The organism is Minwuia sp. (assembly GCF_048263705.1).
Classification (GTDB): Bacteria; Pseudomonadota; Alphaproteobacteria; order Minwuiales; family Minwuiaceae; genus Minwuia.
On sequence record NZ_JBLXDV010000005.1, the window covers coordinates 1 to 20,922 of the forward strand.

Consider the following 20,922-nt stretch of genomic DNA (forward strand, 5'->3'; position numbering starts at 1 on the left):
CCGGGCCATGCCAAACCGGATCAATGTGCCGAGCTTCTCGAAATTCCTCTATCGCTATCGCAATGCAGTTGAGAGGTTCTTTAACAAACTCAAACACTTCCGCGCCATTGCAACTCGATACGAAAAACACCCCGAGAACTATCTCGCGCTCATCAAGCTCGCATCAGTGCGCATTTGCTTGAGGACTTATGAGTCGGTGACCTAATCCCGGCTCGTAGCAAGCTGGGGGTCACCTCAAGACCATCATCTAAAAATGCCTCAGTCAGATGTGCTTGGGGCACGGCTCAATGCTGTCAGGTCCAAGAGGTTGCGGCAAATCCTCGGCAGGCATTTGGATTCGGATCGAGCTGAACGCTTCGGAACGCCGGACTTTTTTTTCTTTGCGAGAAAGAGCGGGGAAGAGCGACCTGCCTTTTATCGACTGGTAGAGGTCAAAAGGCCGAAGGAGCGTTTCAGCAACTACCAGCGTGATGAAATCGATTAACTGCGGCGCATCGGTGTCCCTGCGAGAGTACTCTGGCATATCGAACGAGGCTGATCCAGATCGAGATCAGAAAACCATCCGGAGAGACCGGTATCCCCGAGCCATGCTCATTTCGTCGGCGATGCCCTTGGCTGTGCAGAATGTCCGCCCGGCGGAGTTTGCCCACGATCTCTTCCGGCTTTTAGCGCTTCCTCGCCATCTCCGATCCTCCTTGTTCTAAGACATCAAGATAGACCAATTCATTGGGGGAAGTTCAGTTGCTATGTCTGCAGCCGATCAAAAGAAACTGATATAGTTCGTTGCATCATCATTCGGCAAATCGGTGAGCGATTCCTTTGAAGCGTGAACAAACATCAGAAAACACCGACATCCAACGCATCAGATCGATTGTCGAGGCTAGTGTTTTCGGAGACCCAGAAAGGGTGAGCAACCTTGCTGAGGAAATCCATGACCTCCTGAGAGCCATTGGCTACCTCGAAACCCCGATCGAAGCAGAAGTCAGACAACTGACCGAACAAGAGCCAGCGACAGGAGTTTTGGCGGCTGGCGCAATCACCAGGGTGGCTGGCGCCGATGATCCGCTCGATCCTGCCGTTTGTGATGATCTATTGAGATCGAGGCTCAACGCCTACATACGGCGGTATTGGAGCAGCCGCCGCCACACAGGGCCCCACGCTTCGTTGTCAGGCCTGAAGTGGCCGGAGTTGACTTCCAGAGAGCAGGCGGATGTAAGGGCCGCCTTGCGTGATCTGGCCAACTACGAGATGCAGAGCACTCGGCGGGGCCGGGGCCAGGACCATGCTCTCGACACCTTGATCGCAGCCCTTGCGGAGACTTACTGGCGGCACATCGAAATGCCCCGCCTCGAAACCGAAGAGCCTGATGCGAATGCTGATGTATCGCCCTCTGTCAGACCGCCGGCAACGCATCCGATGCAGCTCCCGGATGCCGACACTTCCCGCTTCGTTCAGTTCCTGGAAACTGTCGTCTCGCCATTCGTCCCAACAGGCAGCGCAACCCGAAAAGCGCTCTCTCGCCGCTGGAAACGAATGACGGATCACTCTGCCACCGGCATCGTTGGTTGAAGCCCTCACCCCAGAACCAGTAAATTCACCGAAGAATTATGGGGGCGTTCGCTCAAAGCGAAACCCTGCTCTGAAGTCGCCAGATGGACGCGAATGGACGCGACCACCCAACAGGCGGCGAGGCGATGGCTCAGAAAGCCACAGGCAATACAGATCAACCGGGAAGAGGTGTTGCTCCTGCAGCAACCCATGACCGGCTGTTCGCGCTTGTCCGTCTGCTCGCCCGCCAGGCCGCGAAAGAGGTCGTGGCCGCAACTGCCGAGAGCAAGGAGAACCCCGATGCCTAGGAATGTTCAACCACTGGTGCCACTGCTGACAGTGGCGAACGTAGCGGAACTTGAAAACGTCTCTGAGAAGACAATCCGCCGCCGTGTCATTTCAGGCGATATCCCTGTCATCCGGAGCGGCCGGAACATCCGCATCGACCGCGCCGACTACGAAGCCTGGCGGAGGTCCCGGCGGGTATTCGCTGATAGCTAGTGCGGCCTGTCCCATGCCCCCGCCTGTCGTCAATTGTCCATTGAAGTCAATTGCTTCGGAGCGGGTCGGGACAACGGTACATTCCACAAGACCGGGGTGTAGTATGATACGCTCTCCCGATCTGACCCTGCTGTCCACTGGTGTCCTCCCGACACCCGCGATGTCCTGAACAAGGAGTCACGACAATGAATGCCAATCCCGCAATTGCGATGGAATCGACGACCATGGCCGATCTGATCGAGGCCATGTCGCGCGACGATGCCTTGTCTCCAACCCGACGCCGCAATCTGACGTCCTCGATCCGCGTCATGGCCAAGGCACTGGGCATGACGCCGGAGATGCTGCCGGCCTCCTTCGAGGCACTTCGGGAACGCCTGTCCGGATTCCATCCGCTCTCAGCCGGGATCAGGGCCAAGCGCTGGCAGAACATCCGTGCGGATGTCTCCTTTGCCCTGAAGCGGTTCAGCCCTGATCCGGTTGTGGGCCATCCCCGCGCGGCGCTGACGGCGGATTGGGAGCAAGTTCGGGAGATTCTGCGGTCCTCCGGCGGCAGCGGATGGAAACTGTCGCGACTCGCCGGTTTCTGTTCCGGCCGCAGCGTCCCTCCGGGTGCCGTCAATGACGCCATCATGTCTGAATATGAAGATATGGTCCGGAAAGCGACCTTGAAGACGAAGCCGGAGCGTCACCTGCGTGAGGTCTGCCTCCACTGGAACCGCGCTGCGGAAGTTCACCCTCAACTGGGACTGAGGGCCGTCGCCATGCCGTCCGCCCGGAAACGTCTGACACCCGGTTGGGCAGACCTGCATCCGAAGTTCCGCGACGAAGCCGAGGCGTGGCTGCTCCATCTGTCCACGGAGGGAGACATCCTCGACGAAACCGCCCCCTCCCGTCCGCTTCGGCCTGCCTCGGTCAGAAGCTACCGCTACAGCCTCCGACAGGCGGTCGCGGGCCTTGTCGAATCTGGTTGTCCGCTGAGCGAGATCCGGAGCCTGTCCCGGTTGGTCCACGGGGATGCGCCAATACGCATCCTGCGCCACCACCTCGACCGGATGAGCGGAGAGAAGGGGTCGATGATTGCCGGCATCGCCAATGTTCTGGTCCGGATAGCAGAAACGCATGCGGATCTCGGCGAGGACGCCGTCCAAAGGCTTCGCAACCTTCGATCCCGCGTTACACCCCGGCGCCGCGGAATGAGCCAGCGTCCGAAGGAAGCCCTGCGCCCGTTCGCCAATCGGGACAATATCGAGAAGCTGCTGATACTGCCGGTCCGTGTCTTCAAGCGGTTCCGTAGCCTGAAAGATCCGACACGCAGGGATCTGCTGGACATGCAGTCGGCCGTCGCCCTCGAACTCCTGCTGATGCGCCCGATCCGAAGGAACAACCTGGTCCAGCTGAAACTCGGGACGAACCTGCACTTCAACGGTCCCGCACTCTGCATCACCGTCCCGGGCGACGAGGTGAAGAACGGCGACGACCTCGACTACCCGGTTCCTGCGGAGACAGCCAGGCTGATCCGGTTCTATGTCGACCGCATACTGCCGCTGCTGGGTTCCAATCCGGATGGCTGGCTCTTTCCAGGGCAAGGGCGACTCGGCCACAAGGCTCCCGAAACACTGGCCCGGAACTTCAAGGGCACCATTCGGCGCTGGACCGGCCTCGACATCTATCCGCACCTGATGCGCCACTTCGGTGCCAGTCTGCATCTCGAACACCACCCGGGTGCCTTCGAGAATGTGCGCCGTGTTCTCGGCCATCGCAGCCTCGACACCACGGTCAGAAACTATGCCCAGATCCAGGACAATGTTGCGGTCCGGCAGTTTGATCAGCTCGTCCTTGGTATTCGCCGACGCATTGCAGAGGGGACGAACCATGACTGATCCACGCAAGGACCCGGCCCGTCGCTGCATGCCTGTGACAGAGTGGCCAATTCAGGATCGCCTGGTATGGGAGGCGGCGAACCAGCGCGGAGACCTGTTGGACGATGGGGGTCTGGCAGTACGGTGGCGTCCCCTCACCCGGCTTGCGATCGCCAAGGCTTATGGCCGTTGGCTGACCTGGTTGGACCGCAAGGGTTGGTTGCCCCCCGACACCGGACCGGCCGAACGGATCACGCGGGAACGACTGAGGAGCTATATCGCCGAACTTCTGGACACGGTCGCACCTGCTACTACCTATCGTCTGATAAGGGACCTGTCGCAGGCGATCCGTGTCATGGAACCCGACCGCGACCGCAGCCTGCTCAAGCTGGCGACGCAACGGCTCAAGTCACGGGCAAAGCCGACCCGCAAAAAACGCGAGATTGTGTAAACCTTTCTGACAATACTATAAATGTTCCTCCGCCCACTTGTATGCCTCATCAACATTTTTAGCGTCTATCTTTCTCATCGCTCTCGCGAGTAAGTAGTCATTACCATTATCTCCAGCGAAACGATGCAATCGCTCACCATTATCTCCCCTCCAAATCCGAAGCGCTGCTAATGTTTCCGCCTGCCTTATTGTCAAATTCATGGGCAATCTTGGCCTTGCACCAAAGCCCACAACAGTTTCCCTTTTCTGACATGACAGTGAAATTGCTTGTTGGGATAATTTTTGCAACTGCACACTCTCCGGGTACTGCATGCCCATTGCCGCTATACCATTTAGGTACCTCAAATCACGCCGGGTAAGCCTATCCTGGTGCTCAAGTCGATGCAGAGAAGCACGTACACGCTTCCTCCATTTGCGTGGTGGTTGATGCACCTTATTGATGACAACACCTGTCACTTCCATCTGCTGTCCAAGCCCGGCGAAACGCGACTTATTCGCATTCAACTCAAAGCCCTCATCCTTGATGATCGAAGCTACGTCCTCAAAAAATGCTTGCGAAATCCACTGTTGCGAACTGAATGAAAGATCGTCTGCATATCTGGAATAACATATGCCTTGCTCTTCACTAAGTAATTGAAGCTTCTGGTCGATTTCCCACATAACTAGATTCGCTATTGCGGGACTTGTCGGAGCGCCCTGGGGCAATTTTGAATCTAAACAACATAATTTCGCAAGAACTTCAGACACCTCCTCACTATATCCGATATTGCGAAAAACATTATTTACCTTTATCTGACTAATTGATGGAAAAAAATCCTTTATATCAACATTCAATATTCGCTTCGCTCCACGATGGTACTCCGCGTTCATTACGGCACTTCGTTTCGGTACGAAACCAAATACCTCGGGCCTCACACTCTGCCTTACAAGTATGTTATCCAGTATCCACCATTGGATAACCTTAAGGTACGTTCTTGGTGCATCAATTTTCCGAAAATTTCCGTTTTTCTTTAATAGATGAAATGTACGATAATGCACGTCTATTTTTCTAATAATTGAATAAATTAACTTTGGACTTACGCCCAAAAATATCGAAATTGTCTCCGGTTCCAGTAACGGTGCAGCATTAACATTACGAAAGTGTAATATTTTTTGTGTCGGTATTTGAATACCTTCCGCCTCGAGGATCTCTTCAAGGTGAGTAAGATTGTTGGGAAAATAGTAAGTGCGAGTTGGCATCTACAGCAAATCCAGTCCCAAAATAGCCAGACTGCCTAAAGCGCGCGGCCTAGGTTCAAGTGGCGTTATGGCGGCTAGGCCCGGCAGAATGCCACTTGAACCTAGGCCGCGAGCCTCTTTAACTTCGACCTCTGCAACGGCTCGCCGAAACAGCGAACAAGCTGACATCGACGCCAACTCGCACATTATTTGTATCTCCGGCGTTGCGCCTTCATCAAGAACAATCGGCGATTGTCAATTGAGCGTCCTAACCCTGCTCGACGAACGGTATGCCTACCTTTAGGGGTCAGAAAGTAGACCCCACGTCTAACTGCAGTGACATAATGCGCTGCCCTGGCATCGTCATGGGCATCACGAAGCAACCCCTTCGCAATTAGAGTTCGGGCATACTCTGTTCCGACATATGATCCCGCCTGATTTTCGATATCCTGAATACGGGCGGGTTGGATGACAGCCAGCACAGAAAGATAGGCAAAGAGCGGATCAATATTTTTCATTGTCCAAAAACCTGCCTCTTGGCTTTTCTACGTGCTTGCCGGGTTATAAATTTATCGACTTCGTCAAGGCACTCATCAAATTCATCATAATCTATAAAATGCACTTCTGCGCCATTATCTCGCGCCCCTTTTACCGGCCCAGTATTCATATAGTCTTTTTTATCTTTATACTGCTCATCGATAATAATTATCATCTTTCGACAAATTTCTTCTATTGTCGAAAAAGCACCAAATTCTAGAAAAGAGCCAGGGCTACTAGGGAGCATAACAACAGCGTCCGTGCTGTCCGATCTGGCATGCAGCACTTCGGCGAGAACCGCATTATTCTCATCTCCCAAAAGTGCGTCGGGTGCTTTTAGTAGATTTTCATACTCTCCAAGCGTTACCGCCCAACCGGCATCACTCAAAGCATGAAATAGCTTATACCTAAGTCGCATAGCTTTGTTCTTAGCATTTTTTCGGGGGCGTTTGTTCGTTTGGATAAAGGGTCCCGCGAGAAAAACCACGCGTTCTAAGCCAGCTGCTCGGGCGGCATGCTCAAATTTCTCTCGGTCGAGTATACTGGCGGTACGTGGTGGAAGTGGATTGCCGTCCAAACCTCAAAGTCCTTTCCGAGAAGGGTTCGGCTCGTTTCATCTGGCCATACGGCAATCTACTTTGGAGTTGCATATTATTGCAAATGCGCAAACGGACGTGTTTTGTGGCAAGCCCGGTGAAACTGAATTGCTTCCGGTCTGCTTCCGGAAACGAAACAAGGGGTCACGCGAATTCGCGTAACCCCTTGATAACGTTGGTTGCGGGGACAGGATTTGAACCTGTGACCTTCAGGTTATGAGCCTGACGAGCTACCGGACTGCTCCACCCCGCGTCAGTGGTGCGGAGCGCTGATATAGACCCTGCCCATGCGCTTGTGAACCCCTGGCGTCAGAAAAATGCCACGATCCGTTTGCAGAGGGCGGCGATCGGCTGTTCCGGGGTCTGATGAGAGACGAAAGCCACTTCCGCCCCGGCATCCCTGTGCGAAATGACGTTCTGATATTCGGCGGAATCATGGCGATCGCGGAGGGTCCGCGCGTCGGAAAACCGGCGCACCGCCCATGCATCGCCTTCCGTTCAGTTTTGCCGCCACCTCCGGCGCAGATACGCCCACAGGCGGTCGAGCTGAGGCGTCACCCCCTGCGGCGCAAGGAAGATCAGGCCGATCAGCACGAATCCGTAGATCGGGAAGGCCACGATGGCCGACAGTTCGCCGGACAGCCGTCCTAGCAGGGCGAGCAGAAAAGCACCGACGACGGCACCGCGCAGGCTGCCGATGCCCCCGGCGACCGCGCCGACCAGCAGCGTGATCGAGAAGAAAACCGAATAGGTGTCCGGCGCCGCAAAATCGTCAAGCAGTCCGACCAGCGCGCCGGAGACCGCCGTCACGGATCCGGATATCGCGAATGCCATTGCACGGTAGTAGGTGACCTGCACCCCCATCGAGCTTGCCGCCAGCGGTTCGTCCCGCGTCGCCCGCAAGGCCCTGCCGATGCGGCTTTCGATCAGGTTGTGCAACAGCCAGAACACCAGCGCCAGAACAGCCAGCGTGATGAACCACCACCACTGATCGTCGCCCATGCCCGACCAGCCGGGCGCGGCGGGCCGCTGCAGGTAGATCCCCTGAACGCCTCCGGTCCAGGGCTCGAACAGGTCGGTCTTCAGCAACCGCGGCATGCTGACCGCCAGCCCCCAGGTCAGCAAGGCCAGATGCACGGCCCCCAGACGCGCCACCGGCCACCCAAAGGCGAAGCCAGCCAGGCCGCCGACGAGCGCTGCGAACGGCAAGGCCGTGTAGGGCGACAGGCCCGCCTGCTGGCCCGCGATCCCGATCGCATAGGCCCCCAACGCGAAGAACGCGCTTTGCCCGATCGAGAAAAGCCCCGCGACACCCGTCAGGATGTTCACGCCGGCAATGGCGATCGCGAGCGCCAGAACACGGGTCATGACATAGATCGTGTAGCCCTCGGCGATGAACGGAAAGACGCAGGCCGCGACGAGCAGGACCGACAGGATCGCCCAGAAGGATCGGCTCATTCGGTCACGTCGTGGACGTTCGAGATTTCGATCAGATTACCGTCGGGATCGCGAACATAGACCGAGAGGATCGCGCCTTCGGCACCCGTCCGGCGTACCGGACCAAGCTCGATCGGAACCTTCCCGGCCGACAGATGCGCGGTTATCTCTTCCATCGGCGTGTCGGAAATGAAGCACAGATCGCCCGAACCCGGCGTCGGATGCGCGGCCTTGGGTTCCACTTCCGCACCGGCCTGATGCAGATTGATCTTCTGTCGTCCGAACCGGAGCGCGGTGCGGCCGCCGGCGAAGCTGATCCGCCGCATGCCCAGCACCCGCTGATAGAACTCAGCCGTTGCATCGATCGAAGCCACAGTAAGGACCAGGGCGGAAACAGTCTGAATGGAACCATTCAGACTGTTTTCAAGCATGGCAACCACCTGTGCGAGCTGCGTTATTTCGATTTCATGGTAATTCCATGAAAACGAAAAACGCTCTAGATGATCCAGCCGCTCCAGAATCACCATCCGGTCTTCCCCGCCCCCGCGTCCGTTGCCTGTCATCGAATAGATGCGGACGGCTTTCCATCCGGATGCCTTCCGCCGGCGCGGAGACTAAAGGGGAAACGGGCGGAATTGAAACCTCTATGGCGGATTTCTTTCGGATGGCCCCGTTCGAAGGAAATCGGCGGATGGTGAAGGCCGCCCTGCCCGGTCGCGACGGTGATCCGGTCGCACCATCTCACCCCGCCTCAGCGAGGGTCCCGGTTTCGAGATAGGCTGGCTTGCCGAAGTAGTAGCCCTGCATGGTTTCGCAGCCGGCGTTGCGGAAGAAGTCGGCTTCCGCGCGTGTCTCCACGCCCTCGGCCAGCGTTTCGATGCCAAGACGGTTGGCGAGTTTGACCAGGCTTTCGCTGATCGCCTGGGTTTCCATCGAGGAGGTGACGGAACTGACAAAGCTGCGGTCGATCTTCAGGCGATCGATCGGCAGACGCGCCAGATAGGAAAGCGACGTCTGACCGGCACCGAAGTCGTCCAGCGAGATGGTCAGACCGGCACGCCTGAGCCGCGCCAGCGTTTCCCGGGTACGTTCGATATCGGCCATGATGCCGTTCTCGGTGATCTCCAGATCGAGCCATCGCGGCTCCGCACCGGATTTCTCGATCAGGTCCAGCAGGATTTCTGCCGCATCGCTGCGGCATATCTGTTTCGGCGACAGATTGACCGAGATGCGGGCGTCGTGACCAAGCGGCCTGATCCGGCGCTGATACCATTCCGCGGCGTGTCTGAAGGCCGATCGCGTCAGCGCCCAGATCATCTCGCTTTCCTCCGCGGCGCGGATGAATTCGTCCGGTGCTATCTGCTCCCCCGACCGGGCGTTGAGCCGCGCGAGCAGTTCGATACCGGCGACCCGGCCATCGTTCGAACGCACCAGGGGCTGTCCCATGAAATTCAGCCGGTCCTCCTGAACGGCAATCTCCAGCTCGTCCTTGACGAAGAGCCGGCGGCGCAACTGTCTGTTCATCTCCTCGTCGAAGAAGGCAGAGCCGTTCCGCCCCGCCGCCTTGGCGCGATAGAGGGCCTGATCGGCAAAACTGAGCAGTTCGGGGCGTGCGGCCAGATCCGCCGTGCAATAGACAATACCGACGCTGGCGCTGGTCTGGATCGACATGCCGGCGCATTCGAACGGCCGCCCCATCGCCTGCACGATCCGGTTGGCCAGGGTTGCCGCACCGAGGGCCGAGCCCACACTTTCGGCGATGATGGCGAATTCGTCCCCGCCCCAGCGGGAGACGACATCGATCTCGCGACAGCAATCCACCAGCCGGGCCGCCGCATCGATCAACAGCATGTCGCCGGCCTGATGGCCCATCGAATCATTGATCTGCTTGAAATGATCGATATCCAGCAGCAACAGCGCGAAGGGCTGGCCCGTCCGCGTGCAGGACGCGGTCGCGCGCTGCAGTTCACCGTCGAAACTGGCGCGGTTGCGCAGGCCGGTCAGATGATCGTTGCTCGCCAGCATCGAGAGCTCCCGCTCGATGCGCTTGCGATGGACGGCATAGCGGATGGCCCGTGCGAGCAGGCTGGCGTTGATCGCGTTCTTTTCAAGATAGTCGACCGCACCCGCTGCGAGCGCCTGCTGATCGAGGTCGCTGTCATCGTGCCCCGTCAACAGGATCATCGGGCCGTCAAAGCCCTGATTCTTGGCGCGGCGGACGAAGTCGAGTCCGGTTTCCTTCCCCAGACTGTAGTCGACCAGACATGCGTCCGGCGGGTTCTCCGTCAGGATTTCAATCCCGTCGTCGAAATCACTCGCCCAGTCGATGCTGTAGTCTGATCTTGCGTGAGACTGCAGCATGGCTTCCGTCAGCAGGAAGTCCTCGTAGTCATCATCGACATAGAGGATGCGGATCCGGTCGTTGCCGGGTTCTTCAAGCAGCGACATGGCTGGGCAATCCCACAGTATCAGGCCGACATCTAACGTTCGCCCGAAGGACACCGACCTGCGGCAGGAGAATGATATGTGCGCGCGCATCGGTGCACCGCGCACCCGGATCGATATCGGGTCGGCACTCCCAGGTCTGCGCTCCGGCTGTGCTGGTCATGGTTCCATGAAGTAGCCGTTGGAGGTTAACGACTCGCTAATATGAACGTGATTTCAGGAAAAATGCGCGTATAAAGTGTACCGACTGCGGATGACGCGCATGTCCGACGGTCACCCGAAGCCCGTTCGATGACGACGCCGCATGAAGTGATCTTGGCACACCGGACTTCCGCAAAGCAGCGTGTCTCGATCGCGACCGTCCGGGGACCGGGTTTGGTGATTCCATCAGGGCGGGTTCCGCACTAGGCTGGCGCGATGCTGAGGAAACTTCCCTTCTTCTACGGCTGGCTGATCGTCGGCATCGTCTTCGTGACGGTCGGTATTTCAGTCAGCGCGCGGACGTCCTTTTCGCTGATCGTTCCGCCCCTGATCGATGAGTTCCAGTGGGAACGCGGGCTGGTCGCCGGGGCTTTCTCCGCTGGTTTCCTGCTGTCGGCCGTCCTGGGGCCGATGATCGGACGCATGATGGACCGGTATGGCCCGGCCATCGTCGTGGAGACCGGCGTGATCTGCGTCGCCAGCGGGCTGGTCCTCGCCCGCTGGGTCTCGGAGCCGTGGCACCTCTACGCGACGCTGGGACTGCTGGTCGTCACGGGCGCGAACTTCATGTCCTATACGGCCCAGTCGATGTATCTGCCGAACTGGTTCCAGAAGCATCGGGCACTGGCGATCAGCCTCGCCTTCAGCGGCGCGGGGATCGGCGGCATGATCCTGCTGCCCCTGTTCCAGAACATCATCGGCACAGAAGGCTGGCGGCAGGCCTGCTTCTATCTGGGACTGCTGACATTCTTCCTGCTGGCACCGCTGAACCTGCTGCTGCGCCGGCGTCCCGAAGACCTCGGGCTGCATCCGGACGGGCAGAAAACCGAGCCGGGCGGCGCAAGCCCGGGCAGCCGCTACCGCATCGTCGACCCGGCCTGGGTCGCCGTCGAATGGACATTGTCGCGCGCCATGCGGACCGCCCGCTTCTGGTGGATCGCCATCGGCTATTTTTCCGCGCTGTTCATCTGGTACGTGGCGCAGGTACATCAGACCAAGTACCTGCTGGATATCGGCTTCAGCGGACCGGTCGCCGCCCAGGCGCTCGGTCTGGTGGTGATGGTTGCGATCCCCGGCCAGATCCTGCTGGGCGCGCTGTCGGACCGGATCGGTCGCGAGGCGGTATGGGCGCTTTCATCCTTCGGTTTCGCGATCTGTTTTGTCGCGCTGATCGTGATGCGCGACCATCCGTCGGCCTTCCTGCTCTATCTGATGGTCGTCAGTCAGGGCTTCCTCGGCTATGCGATGACCTCCGTGCTCGGTCCCATCGTCGCCGAGATCTTCGAGGGCCCCCATTTCGGCTCCATCTTCGGTGTGGTGACCGTGGCCCTGATCGGCGGCGGTGCCGTCGGCCCCTGGGTCGCGGGCGAGATACACGATGCCACCGGGTCCTACGACCTTGCCTTCAAGATCTGCCTGGGCCTGTGCGTCCTGTCAGGCTTCGCGGTCTGGAAGGCCGCGCCGCGCAAGGTCCGATCCGTGGTCGCGGCAAAGGCCGTCAGCGTCCCTTGAAATCGGGCGTCCGCTTTTCGACGAAGGCCGACGTGCCCTCCACACGATCCTCGCTGTCGAAACAGCGGCCATAGGCGTCGATCTCGATCTCGCGCGCGCTGGCGAAGTCCAGTTCCAGCGAGGCGTTCAGCACGTTCTTCAGTTCACGCATGGCGACGGGGCTGTAGCCGGCGAGTGTCGATGCGACATTGTCGGTCTCGGCCTTGAGCCGTTCCGGTTCGACGAGGCGATTCACCAGACCGAGCTGATAGGCGCGTTCCGCCGGGAAGCGGTCACCCAGCAGACAGATGGCGCGCGCCGCCGCAGGCCCGATCAGCCGGTCGATCAGAACCGTGCCGCCGGTGCCCGGAAAAATGCCCAGCTTGATTTCCGGATATCCGAAACTGGCCGCGGTGGACGCGATCCGGATATCACAGGCCATCGCGATCAGCATTCCGCCGCCGAGCGCATAGCCCTGGATGGAGGCGACCAGCGGCTGGGGCATCCGACGCATCTGGTCGTAGAGCCGCATCCCGGACCAGCTGCGCGCTTCGGCATCCTGCCGGTCCATGTCGACCATTTCCTTGATGTCGGCACCGGCGACGAACGACTTTTCGCCCGCCCCCTTCAGCACGATCACGCGTACTTCCGGGTCTGTCGCGATTTCCGAGAGCAGTTCCGACAGTTCGGCGAATACCGTCAGGTTGAGCGCGTTCAGCGCGTCGGGACGGTTGATCGTGATGGTCCCTACCCGGTCGCCGCTTTCGTAAAGCAGCGTCTCCCAGCGCATTCGGTCTGGCCTCAGTCGAAGTCGCGCGCGGGACGATGACCGATGATCGAGACACGTTCGCCATAGCGGCTGTAGGGGAAATAGTCCCAGGCGGCCTGATGCTGCAGGCAGCGATTGTCCCAGAACATCAGGGTATTCGGCCGGTATGACATGCGCACCTGCGCATCCAGGCGCTTCTCGACATGCCGGTAGAGCATCTCGAGCAGGTGTTTGCTCTCATAGCGGCTCAACCCCTTGATGTGCGAGGTGAAGCCCGGATTGACATACAGCACTTCCCGGCCCGTCTCCGGATGGCGCACGACCACAGGGTGTTCGTTGCGGGGATATCCCCCCTCGGGCGGCTTGGTGTTGTAGGCACCCACATAGGGGATCGCGCCGTCATGCACCGCCGTCAGGGTGCGCAGGAAGGCCTGCATCGGCTCAGACAGGGTTTCGAACGCACGGTACATGTTGGTGAAGCAGGTGTCCCCGCCATAACCCACGTCCGGCACCTGATGCATCAGCAGCATCGACCCCATCGGCGGACGCGCGTCACAGGTGACATCGGCATGCCATTCGCCGCCAGCGGTATATTTTGACTTGGCGGTCGTCTTGATCTCGAGGATGGCGGGATCCTGCTCGGGATCCTCGACAAACGGATTGGCCTTGTCCTTCGTCTTGTTGGCATCATGCTTCAGCGGATGCACATGCAACTCGCCGAAGTGCGACGCGAACGCCTTGTGCTGTTCCCGGTTGATCGCCTGGTCGTGGAAGGCCAGCACATGATGGGTCAGAAACGCGCGCCGGATTTCCGAAAGCTGCAGATCGCTCAGCGGCTTCGACAGATCAACGCCGTAAACCTCGGCCCCGACCACTGGGTTCATCGGCCTGACATCGATGGTGTCATAGCCCTCGGTTTTCCAGTGATCCTGATAGGTTACCGTCGGTCGTTGCATGGTCATGACGTCAATCCTCCCCGGCAATTAATTTGCTTGCATTAGGCATAGCACAAAATCGTCCGTCCTGCAGCTTTCTGCGGTGCACGGAAGCCATGCGGCGGCGGCAGGGCGGGAGGATGGCCTCAATTGTCGGGATCGACGCGGACCATGAAGCGCGTGCCGCGCACCCCCAGGATCGTGGCCGGCGTCCGGATACGCATGCGATCCGTGCCCTTCTTGGCGATGCGGCCGGAACGGACGGAGAGCGAGCCGCGCCGGATGCTGCTGTCAAAGCTGCCGCGGTCCTGTGCCTTGTCGTACTGATAGCTTTCGAGTGCGTATTCGGTGCCGGGCCCGAGGGCCACAAGCGCGCCATCGGTAAATTCCAGACCGACGGCGGCATTCGGACCGGTGTGCACGATGTCCGACACCTGCAGTCCGGAACCGGTGGCGGCGTCCTGCCGGACTCCCGATCTCTCGATCTGCACGGTGCCCTTCGCCTGCTGGATCACGGCAATCACTTCCTGGGCGAACGATGGTGAAACCGGCGCCACCACGGCGACAGCCAGTGCAAGAAAGAATGCACAGGGTGTTAATGAGATCACTTTCAGCATGTTCGCCATCGCACTAAACTCCGGTTGCTTGCGCGCCAAGCGCGTCGCACAGGATGGTACACTTCAGGCATGACACAAAGCCATAGCGCATCTTTTCAATGCCTGCCCGATCAGGTGACGCCCGCCGCACATTGGGTCGAAGTGAAGTCGGCCTCGGTCGGCCTGTCGCGGAACGATCCGCTGAGGCTGGCATTGATCGCCGAGGAGCTCTTCGCCAATACCCTGCACCATGCCAATGTGACCTCCCGCAGCGCGGTCAGCTTCAGCGTGTCGCGCGACGGCGATGAAGTGCGGCTGGACTATCGCGAACCCGGTGCTTTCTTCAATCCGCTGGAGGCCGACGTTCCCGACACGCCCGACCTGAACCGCTGGCCGATCGGCGGGCTGGGCCTGCGCCTGATCCACAACATACCCAACCGGGCGGACTATCGCCGCGACGGTGAGGTCAATCACCTGTCGATCTGGATGGCTGCGGGCTGACGCACATCCGGACTATCCAGTCCGCGTCATTCGCCTGTCGCCACCAGCGCAGCCTCGCAGGGCGCAAACAGGCAATGACAGCGGTGTACGGGCATGAAGCCTTCAAGCGGGAGCAGGACAGATGCAATCACATGCGCGCGCGGTGGTCATCGGCGGCGGCGTCGTCGGTGTTTCGACGCTTTATCATCTGGCAAAAAAAGGTTGGTCGGATGTCGTTCTGCTGGAACGGAACGAACTGACGTCCGGATCGACCTGGCATGCTGCGGGACTGCTGCCGCTGTTCAACATGTCCTACTCGGTCGGTCAGATTCACAAGTATTCCGTGAAGCTCTACGGGGAACTGGAAGCGGAGACCGGACAGGACGTGGGCCTGCGCCAGGTCAGCAACATCCGGCTCGCCCAGACCCGGGACCGGATGGACGAGTATCTGCAATACGCCGGTGTCGCCGAGACCATCGGTGTGGAGGTGAAAATCCTGACGCCGGAGCAGGTCAAGGACATCTGGCCGCTGTGCAACACCGAGGGGCTTGTCGGCGCGATCCAGCACCCCGGCGACGGCTATGTTCAGCCTGCCGACCTCACACAGGCGCTGGCCACCGGCGCGCGGAACCTCGGCGCAACCATCCATCGCCGGACGCGCGTCACGGCCATCGAACAGCTTCCGAACGACGAATGGAAGGTGACGACCGACAAGGGCGAGATCACCTGCGAGCATCTGATCACCGCGACCGGCAACTTCGTGCAGCAGACGGCGAAGATGCTCGGCCTCGGGATTCCCGTCATTCCCGTCGAGCACCAGTATATCGTCACCGACAATCACCCCGAGATCGAGCAGCGCAAAGCCGACGGCCTGCCCGAGATGGGCGTGCTGCGCGATTCGGATGCGTCCTGGTACATGCGCCAGGAGCGCGGCGGCCTGCTGCTGGGCCCGTATGAAGTCGGGGCACCCGCCTGCTATGTCGACGGGCCGTCCGAGGACGCCGAGTACGAACTTTTCCAGGAGGATCTGGGGCGGCTGGAACCACACATCGAGAGCGCCATCTTCCGCGTGCCCGCCTTCGGTGAGGTCGGCGTGAAGGAAGTCTACAACGGTGCCATCTGCTACACGCCCGACGGCAGCCCGATCATCGGTCCGGCCTGGGACCGCAAGAACCTCTGGCTGAACGAAGGCCACAGCTTCGGCATCACGGCGGCGGGCGGCGCGGGCTGGCAGCTGGCCGAATGGATCGTCGAGGGCGAACCGACCATCGACATGCTGGGCGTCGAGCCGCGCCGGTTCGGCGACTACGCCACCCGGTCTTACCTCAAGACCAAGAACGAGGAAGCCTACGCCAACGTCTTCACCACACACTATCCGGACGAGGAGCGCGAGGCCGCACGGCCGCTGCGTACCGCCCCCTGCTATGACCGCCTGAAGGATCTGGGCGCCGTGTTCGGGCAGAAGTTCGGCTGGGAGCGCGCCAACTGGTTCGCGCCCGAAGGCGTCGAGCCGAAGGACGACTGGTCGTTCCGCCGCTCGAAGTGGTTCGAGCACGCGAAGAACGAGGCCCTGAACGTGGCGGAGAATGTCGGCATCCTCGACATGACCGCATTCGCCAAATGCCGCATCTCCGGACCGGGTGCGCTGGACTTCCTGCGCTACATGCTGGCCAACCGCATTCCGGCCAAGATCGGCCGGATCGGGCTTTGCCATTCCCTGAACAGCCGCGGCGGCGTGCATTCGGAATTCACGGTGATCCGGGAAGCGAAGGACAGCTTCTATCTGGTGTCGGCGGGCATGTATCAGCGCCTCGACCATGACTGGCTGAAGAAGCACATGCCGACCGACGGGTCCGTGCATTTCCAGAACATCACCAACTCCATGGGTGTGCTGGTCGTCGCCGGCCCGAAATCGCGCGAACTGCTGAACCGGGTGTCGGATGCCGATCTGTCCAATGACGCCTTTCCCTGGCTCACCAGCCAGTGGATCGACGTCGGACTGGCACCCACCATCGCCGCCCGCGTGAACTTCGTCGGCGAACTGGGCTGGGAACTGCATCATCCGATCGAGTACCAGAACCACATCTTCGACCGGCTGATGGCTGCAGGCCAGGATCTGGGCATCAAGCCCTTCGGCATCCGTGCCATGGACATGCTGCGCATCGAGAAATCCTACCGCATGGTCGGCACGGAAATGTCCATCGAGTACGCGGCTTACGAAAGCGGCCTTGACCGGTTCGTGCATCCCAACAAGGGCGACTTCAAGGGCCGGGATGCGCTGGTCGCCTGGCAGCAGAAGGGCTTCGACAACGCCTTCGTCACGCTGGAGGTGCATGACGTCACGGATGCCGACGCGCTGGGCAACAACCCCATCTACAAGGACGGCAAGCTGGTCGGACGGGCGACGTCCGGCAACTACGGCCCGCGCACCGGCAAATCGCTCGCGCTCGCCGTCGTCGCGCCAGAACAGTCATCCATCGGCAACGAACTGGAGATGACCATCCTGGACCGCAAGCACCGCGTCACGGTGATCGGCGAAAGCCCCTACGATCCGGAGAACGAGAAACTGAAAGCCTGATCCTCCGGACGTCGCAGCATGCCGCTATCGATAGCGTGAATAGGGTTCCAGCCCCTGTCCCGCGTTCAGGTCGATGCTGAACCTGACTTCCTCGCCGGCGGTATCCGTTCCCGTCCCGCGGACGATATTGTCGCCACCCGATGCCTGGTAGGTGCCCGTGTAGATCGGGCCGCCGGGACAGGTAATGGCAAAGGCACCGCCCGACTGGTTGCGGGGCTGCACGGACGAACTGCACGTCTCGCCGGGCATCAGGCCTTCGACATAGCGATTGCCGTTCGCGACAATCAGTGTGGCTGCGATATCGCCAGCCTTCTGCGAAGATAACTTTGCGGGCCATCTGCCGTGATAGGGAATGCTCTGGCGGGCGTCGTGGTTCCGGACATAGATCGGACCGTCCCAGACGATCTCTTCCTGGTAGACGATCACGGAGCACTCAAAAAGACCGCCTCTTTCGCACCCTTCGACCGCCCGGAGACCGCTGTCGTCGAGACAGTTTCCGGCACCGACGTTGCAGTGGGTTGCAAACATCGACCGCGAATGGCGGTCGACGGCCAGGGTGAGATCCGTCAGCCGCTCCTTCCCCTGCCATGTCTGGAGCTGTTTCACGGCCCGTTCGGACAGAATCAGCGGGCCCTCGCCCGAATTGGCCAGTTGATTGCCGCAGGCTGACAGGAGCAGCCCGGCAAGAAGCAGAAGAATGCGAAACATGAGATGCACGTCCAGAGCAGGGAAAGAAGATCGCCAACGCAAAATCCACGATCGTGCGACATTCGTAAAGATCCGTGGACCTGCAACAATGAAAGCGAACGTGGCGCAGCCATGTCCGCTCATCGGCTGCACCGGGCGCAGCGTACCGGACACAATTTCACATGCCGCAGGTCAGGTTGACTGAGGCACATCCAGGGAAGCCCCGAACCATGAAAAAAGACCTGATCATCGGGGACGCGGACAACTTTCGCCGGCTGATCCTCGACCTGCCGCCACCGGCATCGCTCGGTGCCGGGCTTTGCCGGACCTGGGACTACTGGAACCGGAAACGCGACGGCCGGACGGCACCGCAGCGCCGCGACATCGATCCGATCGACATGGGCCGCGATCTGCCGGGGCTCGTACTCTACGATGTCGTCCGGACCGCGTCGCCCGCGACCGTACGTTTCCGCTATCGGCTGACCGGCAGCGACACGGACCGCATTCACGGGCGCGCGCTGAAAGGGCACTACGTCGACAGTCTCGACCCACCCGCATTCGCGACCATGCTGCACGATGATTTCTCCGTCATGACGGTCCGGCGCGCACCACAGCTGGCACAACTCGCTTTCCGCAATGCGGACGGCAACAGGCGCAGCTATGAAGCCCTGCGGCTGCCGCTTGTTGACGATCAGGGGCAGGTGGTCATGATCATGGTCTACGCCAATCACGGGCAGCCACAGCCCTGAAGTCGCAAAAATTCTTCCGGGAGACGAACAATGGCTCATGTTGCGCAACTGGGTGACGCACCGACCCTGATCGATCTGTTCAAGGCCTACCCGGGAATCGGCAGACATGTTCTCGGCTTCATGGAAGCCGCCTTCACCCTCTCGTCGGAGCTGTCGCGGGGAGAATGCGAGCGGGTCGCGGCCTATGTCTCGGCGCTGAACCAGTGCAGCTACTGCCACACGATCCACGCCCACGCCGCAAAAGTCTGCGGCCTGGACCCGGACCTGCTGCCTGAGTTCCAGACGACGAACGATGCCACCGACGACCGGTGGAAGGCGGCGTACGGATACGCCCGGCAGATCACGAACAGGCCGGCGGAGGTGGGTGAAGAACACGTCCGGGCCTGCCGCGACGCAGGCTGGTCGAATGAGGCGATCACCCAGATCGCCATGGTCGCCACCGGCTTCAACCTGATGAACCGGCTCGTCGACAGCCTGGGTCTGACCGGCGATCCGGAGTTCCTGCTCGGCGCGGGCGAGCGCCTCGGAACCATTTCCTACGGTGGCACGGCCGCAAAGATGGGTTTGAACTGACGGGATCGGCCATTTGGTCGAGGCATCCCTTTCCACGCCCCCTGCGCCGTCGTAACCTGATCGCCAGGACAATGCGGTCTGGGGAGGGCGCGGCATGGGTGTCTATACGCACGAGCATCACGAGATCATCCGGTCGGCGAAGAAGCTGATCGACGAGGAGATCAATCCGCACGTCGATGACTGGGAAGAGGCCGGCGCCTTCCCCGCGCACGAGGTCTTCCGGAAGTTCGGCGATCTCGGCTTCCTCGGCATCCACAAGCCGACGGAATATGGCGGACTGGGGCTGGACTATTCGTACAATCTCGCCTTTGCCGAAGCGCTGGGTCACATCAACTGCGGCGGCGTGCCGATGGCCATCGGCGTGCAGACGGACATGTCGACGCCGGCTCTGGCGAAGCACGGATCGGACGAATTGCGCGCGGAGTTTCTCGCCCCGGCCATCGCCGGCGAGATGGTTGCCTGTATCGGTGTCTCGGAGCCCGGCGCGGGATCGGACGTGGCTTCGCTGAAGAGCCATGCGCGCAAGGACGGCGACGACTATGTGATCAGCGGCCAGAAGATGTGGATCACCAATTCCTGGCAGGCCGACTATATGGTGATGCTGGTCAACACGGACCCGGATGGCCAGGTGCATCGCAACAAGTCGCTGATCGTCGTCCCGATGGACAGTTCCGGCATCGAGAAGGCAAAGAAGCTCGACAAGATGGGGATGCGCTCGTCCGACACCGGGCTGATCTTCTTCGACGAGGTGCGGGTGCCCCAGCGCAACCGCATCGGTGAGGAAGGCCGGGGCTTCACCTACCAGATGGAGCAGTTTCAGGAGGAACGCATGTGGGCGGTCGCGTCCGGCCTGCCGGGGCTGCAGAAATCCATCGACGAGACGATCGAATACACCAGCCAGCGCCAGATCTTCGGCAAGCCGCTGATCAACAATCAGGTCATCCACTTCAGGCTGGCCGAGTTGCAGACCGAGGTCGAGATGCTGCGCTCGCTGATGTACCGCTGCATTGAGGAATACAACGAAGGCAACGACGTCACCAAGCTGGCGTCGATGGCCAAGCTGAAGATCGGGCGTCTGAAACGGGAAGTCACGGATTCCTGCCTGCAGTACTTCGGCGGCATGGGCTTCATGAACGAAACCCCGATCAGCCGGCGTTACCGCGACGGGCGGCTGGCCTCCATCGGCGGTGGCGCCGACGAGGTAATGCTGTCGATCATCGCGAAATACATGGGCACCCTGCCCGGCAAGAACCAGAAGACCGACGACTGAG

The 20,922-nt window shown here is 60.2% G+C and carries 21 protein-coding genes, 1 tRNA gene and 1 pseudogene; 13 read left to right on the forward strand and 10 right to left on the reverse strand.

Translation table 11 applies throughout. The features are described 5' to 3' along the window. From ACN0X7_RS08550 to ACN0X7_RS08580, 7 genes and pseudogenes are all read left to right on the forward strand, one after another. Positions 1-205, forward strand: a pseudogene (locus tag ACN0X7_RS08550) (IS5/IS1182 family transposase); the annotation flags it as partial. Between the two features lie 48 nt (positions 206-253). Beyond that, complete coding sequence (locus ACN0X7_RS08555) at positions 254-484, forward strand: VRR-NUC domain-containing protein (protein ID WP_417516149.1); 231 nt, start codon at positions 254-256, stop codon at positions 482-484. 335 nt (positions 485-819) lie between these two features. Continuing rightward, on the forward strand, positions 820-1,569 hold the full coding sequence (locus ACN0X7_RS08560) for a hypothetical protein (RefSeq protein WP_417516151.1): 750 nt from the start codon (positions 820-822) through the stop codon (positions 1,567-1,569). A gap of 125 nt (positions 1,570-1,694) precedes the next feature. Next, a complete protein-coding gene (locus tag ACN0X7_RS08565) occupies positions 1,695-1,856 on the forward strand; it encodes a hypothetical protein (RefSeq protein WP_417516153.1) in 162 nt (53 codons plus the stop codon). Then, positions 1,849-2,049, forward strand: coding sequence for a helix-turn-helix domain-containing protein (locus tag ACN0X7_RS08570; protein ID WP_417516155.1), 201 nt, complete (start codon positions 1,849-1,851; stop codon positions 2,047-2,049). The genes ACN0X7_RS08565 and ACN0X7_RS08570 overlap by 8 nt, the downstream gene beginning before the upstream one ends. A 185-nt stretch (positions 2,050-2,234) precedes the next feature. After that, positions 2,235-3,929 carry a hypothetical protein gene (locus ACN0X7_RS08575; RefSeq protein ID WP_417516157.1) on the forward strand — a complete coding sequence of 565 codons (1,695 nt, stop codon included), beginning with the start codon at positions 2,235-2,237 and terminating at the stop codon, positions 3,927-3,929. Then, on the forward strand, positions 3,922-4,359 hold the full coding sequence (locus tag ACN0X7_RS08580) for a hypothetical protein (protein ID WP_417516159.1): 438 nt from the start codon (positions 3,922-3,924) through the stop codon (positions 4,357-4,359). Before ACN0X7_RS08575 ends, ACN0X7_RS08580 begins: the two co-directional genes overlap by 8 nt. A 15-nt stretch (positions 4,360-4,374) precedes the next feature. Here ACN0X7_RS08580 and ACN0X7_RS08585 read toward each other — a convergent pair whose 3' ends face one another. The 6 genes from ACN0X7_RS08585 to ACN0X7_RS08610 form a co-directional block, all read right to left on the reverse strand. Next, the gene (locus tag ACN0X7_RS08585; protein WP_417516161.1) at positions 4,375-5,598 is read right to left on the reverse strand and encodes a retron St85 family RNA-directed DNA polymerase; all 1,224 of its coding nucleotides are present in this window, start codon (positions 5,596-5,598) and stop codon (positions 4,375-4,377) included. Between the two features lie 493 nt (positions 5,599-6,091). Further along, positions 6,092-6,691 carry a hypothetical protein gene (locus ACN0X7_RS08590; RefSeq protein ID WP_417516163.1) on the reverse strand — a complete coding sequence of 200 codons (600 nt, stop codon included), beginning with the start codon at positions 6,689-6,691 and terminating at the stop codon, positions 6,092-6,094. A gap of 195 nt (positions 6,692-6,886) precedes the next feature. Beyond that, positions 6,887-6,963: transfer RNA gene (locus ACN0X7_RS08595), tRNA-Met, on the reverse strand. A 245-nt stretch (positions 6,964-7,208) separates the two neighbouring features. Then, positions 7,209-8,168 carry a branched-chain amino acid ABC transporter permease gene (locus ACN0X7_RS08600; protein WP_417516165.1) on the reverse strand — a complete coding sequence of 320 codons (960 nt, stop codon included), beginning with the start codon at positions 8,166-8,168 and terminating at the stop codon, positions 7,209-7,211. After that, positions 8,165-8,578 carry a VOC family protein gene (locus tag ACN0X7_RS08605; protein WP_417516699.1) on the reverse strand — a complete coding sequence of 138 codons (414 nt, stop codon included), beginning with the start codon at positions 8,576-8,578 and terminating at the stop codon, positions 8,165-8,167. The genes ACN0X7_RS08600 and ACN0X7_RS08605 overlap by 4 nt, the downstream gene beginning before the upstream one ends. 310 nt (positions 8,579-8,888) lie before the next feature. Further along, positions 8,889-10,595 carry a putative bifunctional diguanylate cyclase/phosphodiesterase gene (locus tag ACN0X7_RS08610; RefSeq protein WP_417516167.1) on the reverse strand — a complete coding sequence of 569 codons (1,707 nt, stop codon included), beginning with the start codon at positions 10,593-10,595 and terminating at the stop codon, positions 8,889-8,891. Between the two features lie 414 nt (positions 10,596-11,009). On the opposite strand from ACN0X7_RS08610, the gene ACN0X7_RS08615 reads away from it, so the two are divergent. Continuing rightward, on the forward strand, positions 11,010-12,305 hold the full coding sequence (locus ACN0X7_RS08615; RefSeq protein ID WP_417516169.1) for an MFS transporter: 1,296 nt from the start codon (positions 11,010-11,012) through the stop codon (positions 12,303-12,305). Here ACN0X7_RS08615 and ACN0X7_RS08620 read toward each other — a convergent pair. The 3 genes from ACN0X7_RS08620 to ACN0X7_RS08630 all read right to left on the reverse strand — a co-directional run bounded on the left by ACN0X7_RS08620 (position 12,292) and on the right by ACN0X7_RS08630 (position 14,614). Further along, positions 12,292-13,074, reverse strand: coding sequence for an enoyl-CoA hydratase/isomerase family protein (locus tag ACN0X7_RS08620; protein ID WP_417516171.1), 783 nt, complete (start codon positions 13,072-13,074; stop codon positions 12,292-12,294). The genes ACN0X7_RS08615 and ACN0X7_RS08620 overlap by 14 nt on opposite strands. An 11-nt stretch (positions 13,075-13,085) precedes the next feature. Continuing rightward, positions 13,086-14,015 (reverse strand): TauD/TfdA dioxygenase family protein, encoded by a 930-nt coding sequence (locus tag ACN0X7_RS08625; RefSeq protein ID WP_417516173.1) that lies wholly within the window; start codon positions 14,013-14,015, stop codon positions 13,086-13,088. 119 nt (positions 14,016-14,134) lie between these two features. Beyond that, on the reverse strand, positions 14,135-14,614 hold the full coding sequence (locus tag ACN0X7_RS08630; protein WP_417516175.1) for a FecR family protein: 480 nt from the start codon (positions 14,612-14,614) through the stop codon (positions 14,135-14,137). Between the two features lie 60 nt (positions 14,615-14,674). Between ACN0X7_RS08630 and ACN0X7_RS08635 the strand changes: the two genes are divergently transcribed. Together ACN0X7_RS08635 and ACN0X7_RS08640 are read left to right on the forward strand one after the other, a co-directional pair. Then, a complete protein-coding gene (locus tag ACN0X7_RS08635) occupies positions 14,675-15,085 on the forward strand; it encodes an ATP-binding protein (RefSeq protein WP_417516177.1) in 411 nt (136 codons plus the stop codon). Positions 15,086-15,206: 121 nt separating this feature from the next. Further along, on the forward strand, positions 15,207-17,642 hold the full coding sequence (locus ACN0X7_RS08640; RefSeq protein ID WP_417516179.1) for a GcvT family protein: 2,436 nt from the start codon (positions 15,207-15,209) through the stop codon (positions 17,640-17,642). A 24-nt stretch (positions 17,643-17,666) separates the two neighbouring features. Here the strand turns inward: ACN0X7_RS08640 and ACN0X7_RS08645 are convergent, their stop codons facing one another. Continuing rightward, positions 17,667-18,350 carry a hypothetical protein gene (locus tag ACN0X7_RS08645; protein WP_417516181.1) on the reverse strand — a complete coding sequence of 228 codons (684 nt, stop codon included), beginning with the start codon at positions 18,348-18,350 and terminating at the stop codon, positions 17,667-17,669. Between the two features lie 209 nt (positions 18,351-18,559). On the opposite strand from ACN0X7_RS08645, the gene ACN0X7_RS08650 reads away from it, so the two are divergent. From ACN0X7_RS08650 to ACN0X7_RS08660, 3 genes are all read left to right on the forward strand, one after another. Next, complete coding sequence (locus ACN0X7_RS08650) at positions 18,560-19,078, forward strand: PAS domain-containing protein (protein ID WP_417516183.1); 519 nt, start codon at positions 18,560-18,562, stop codon at positions 19,076-19,078. 30 nt (positions 19,079-19,108) lie between these two features. Beyond that, entirely contained in the window at positions 19,109-19,651 is a 543-nt protein-coding gene (locus ACN0X7_RS08655) for a carboxymuconolactone decarboxylase family protein (protein ID WP_417516185.1), read from the forward strand. Between the two features lie 94 nt (positions 19,652-19,745). Beyond that, the gene (locus tag ACN0X7_RS08660; RefSeq protein WP_417516187.1) at positions 19,746-20,921 is read left to right on the forward strand and encodes an acyl-CoA dehydrogenase family protein; all 1,176 of its coding nucleotides are present in this window, start codon (positions 19,746-19,748) and stop codon (positions 20,919-20,921) included. Position 20,922: the final 1 nt, after the last annotated feature.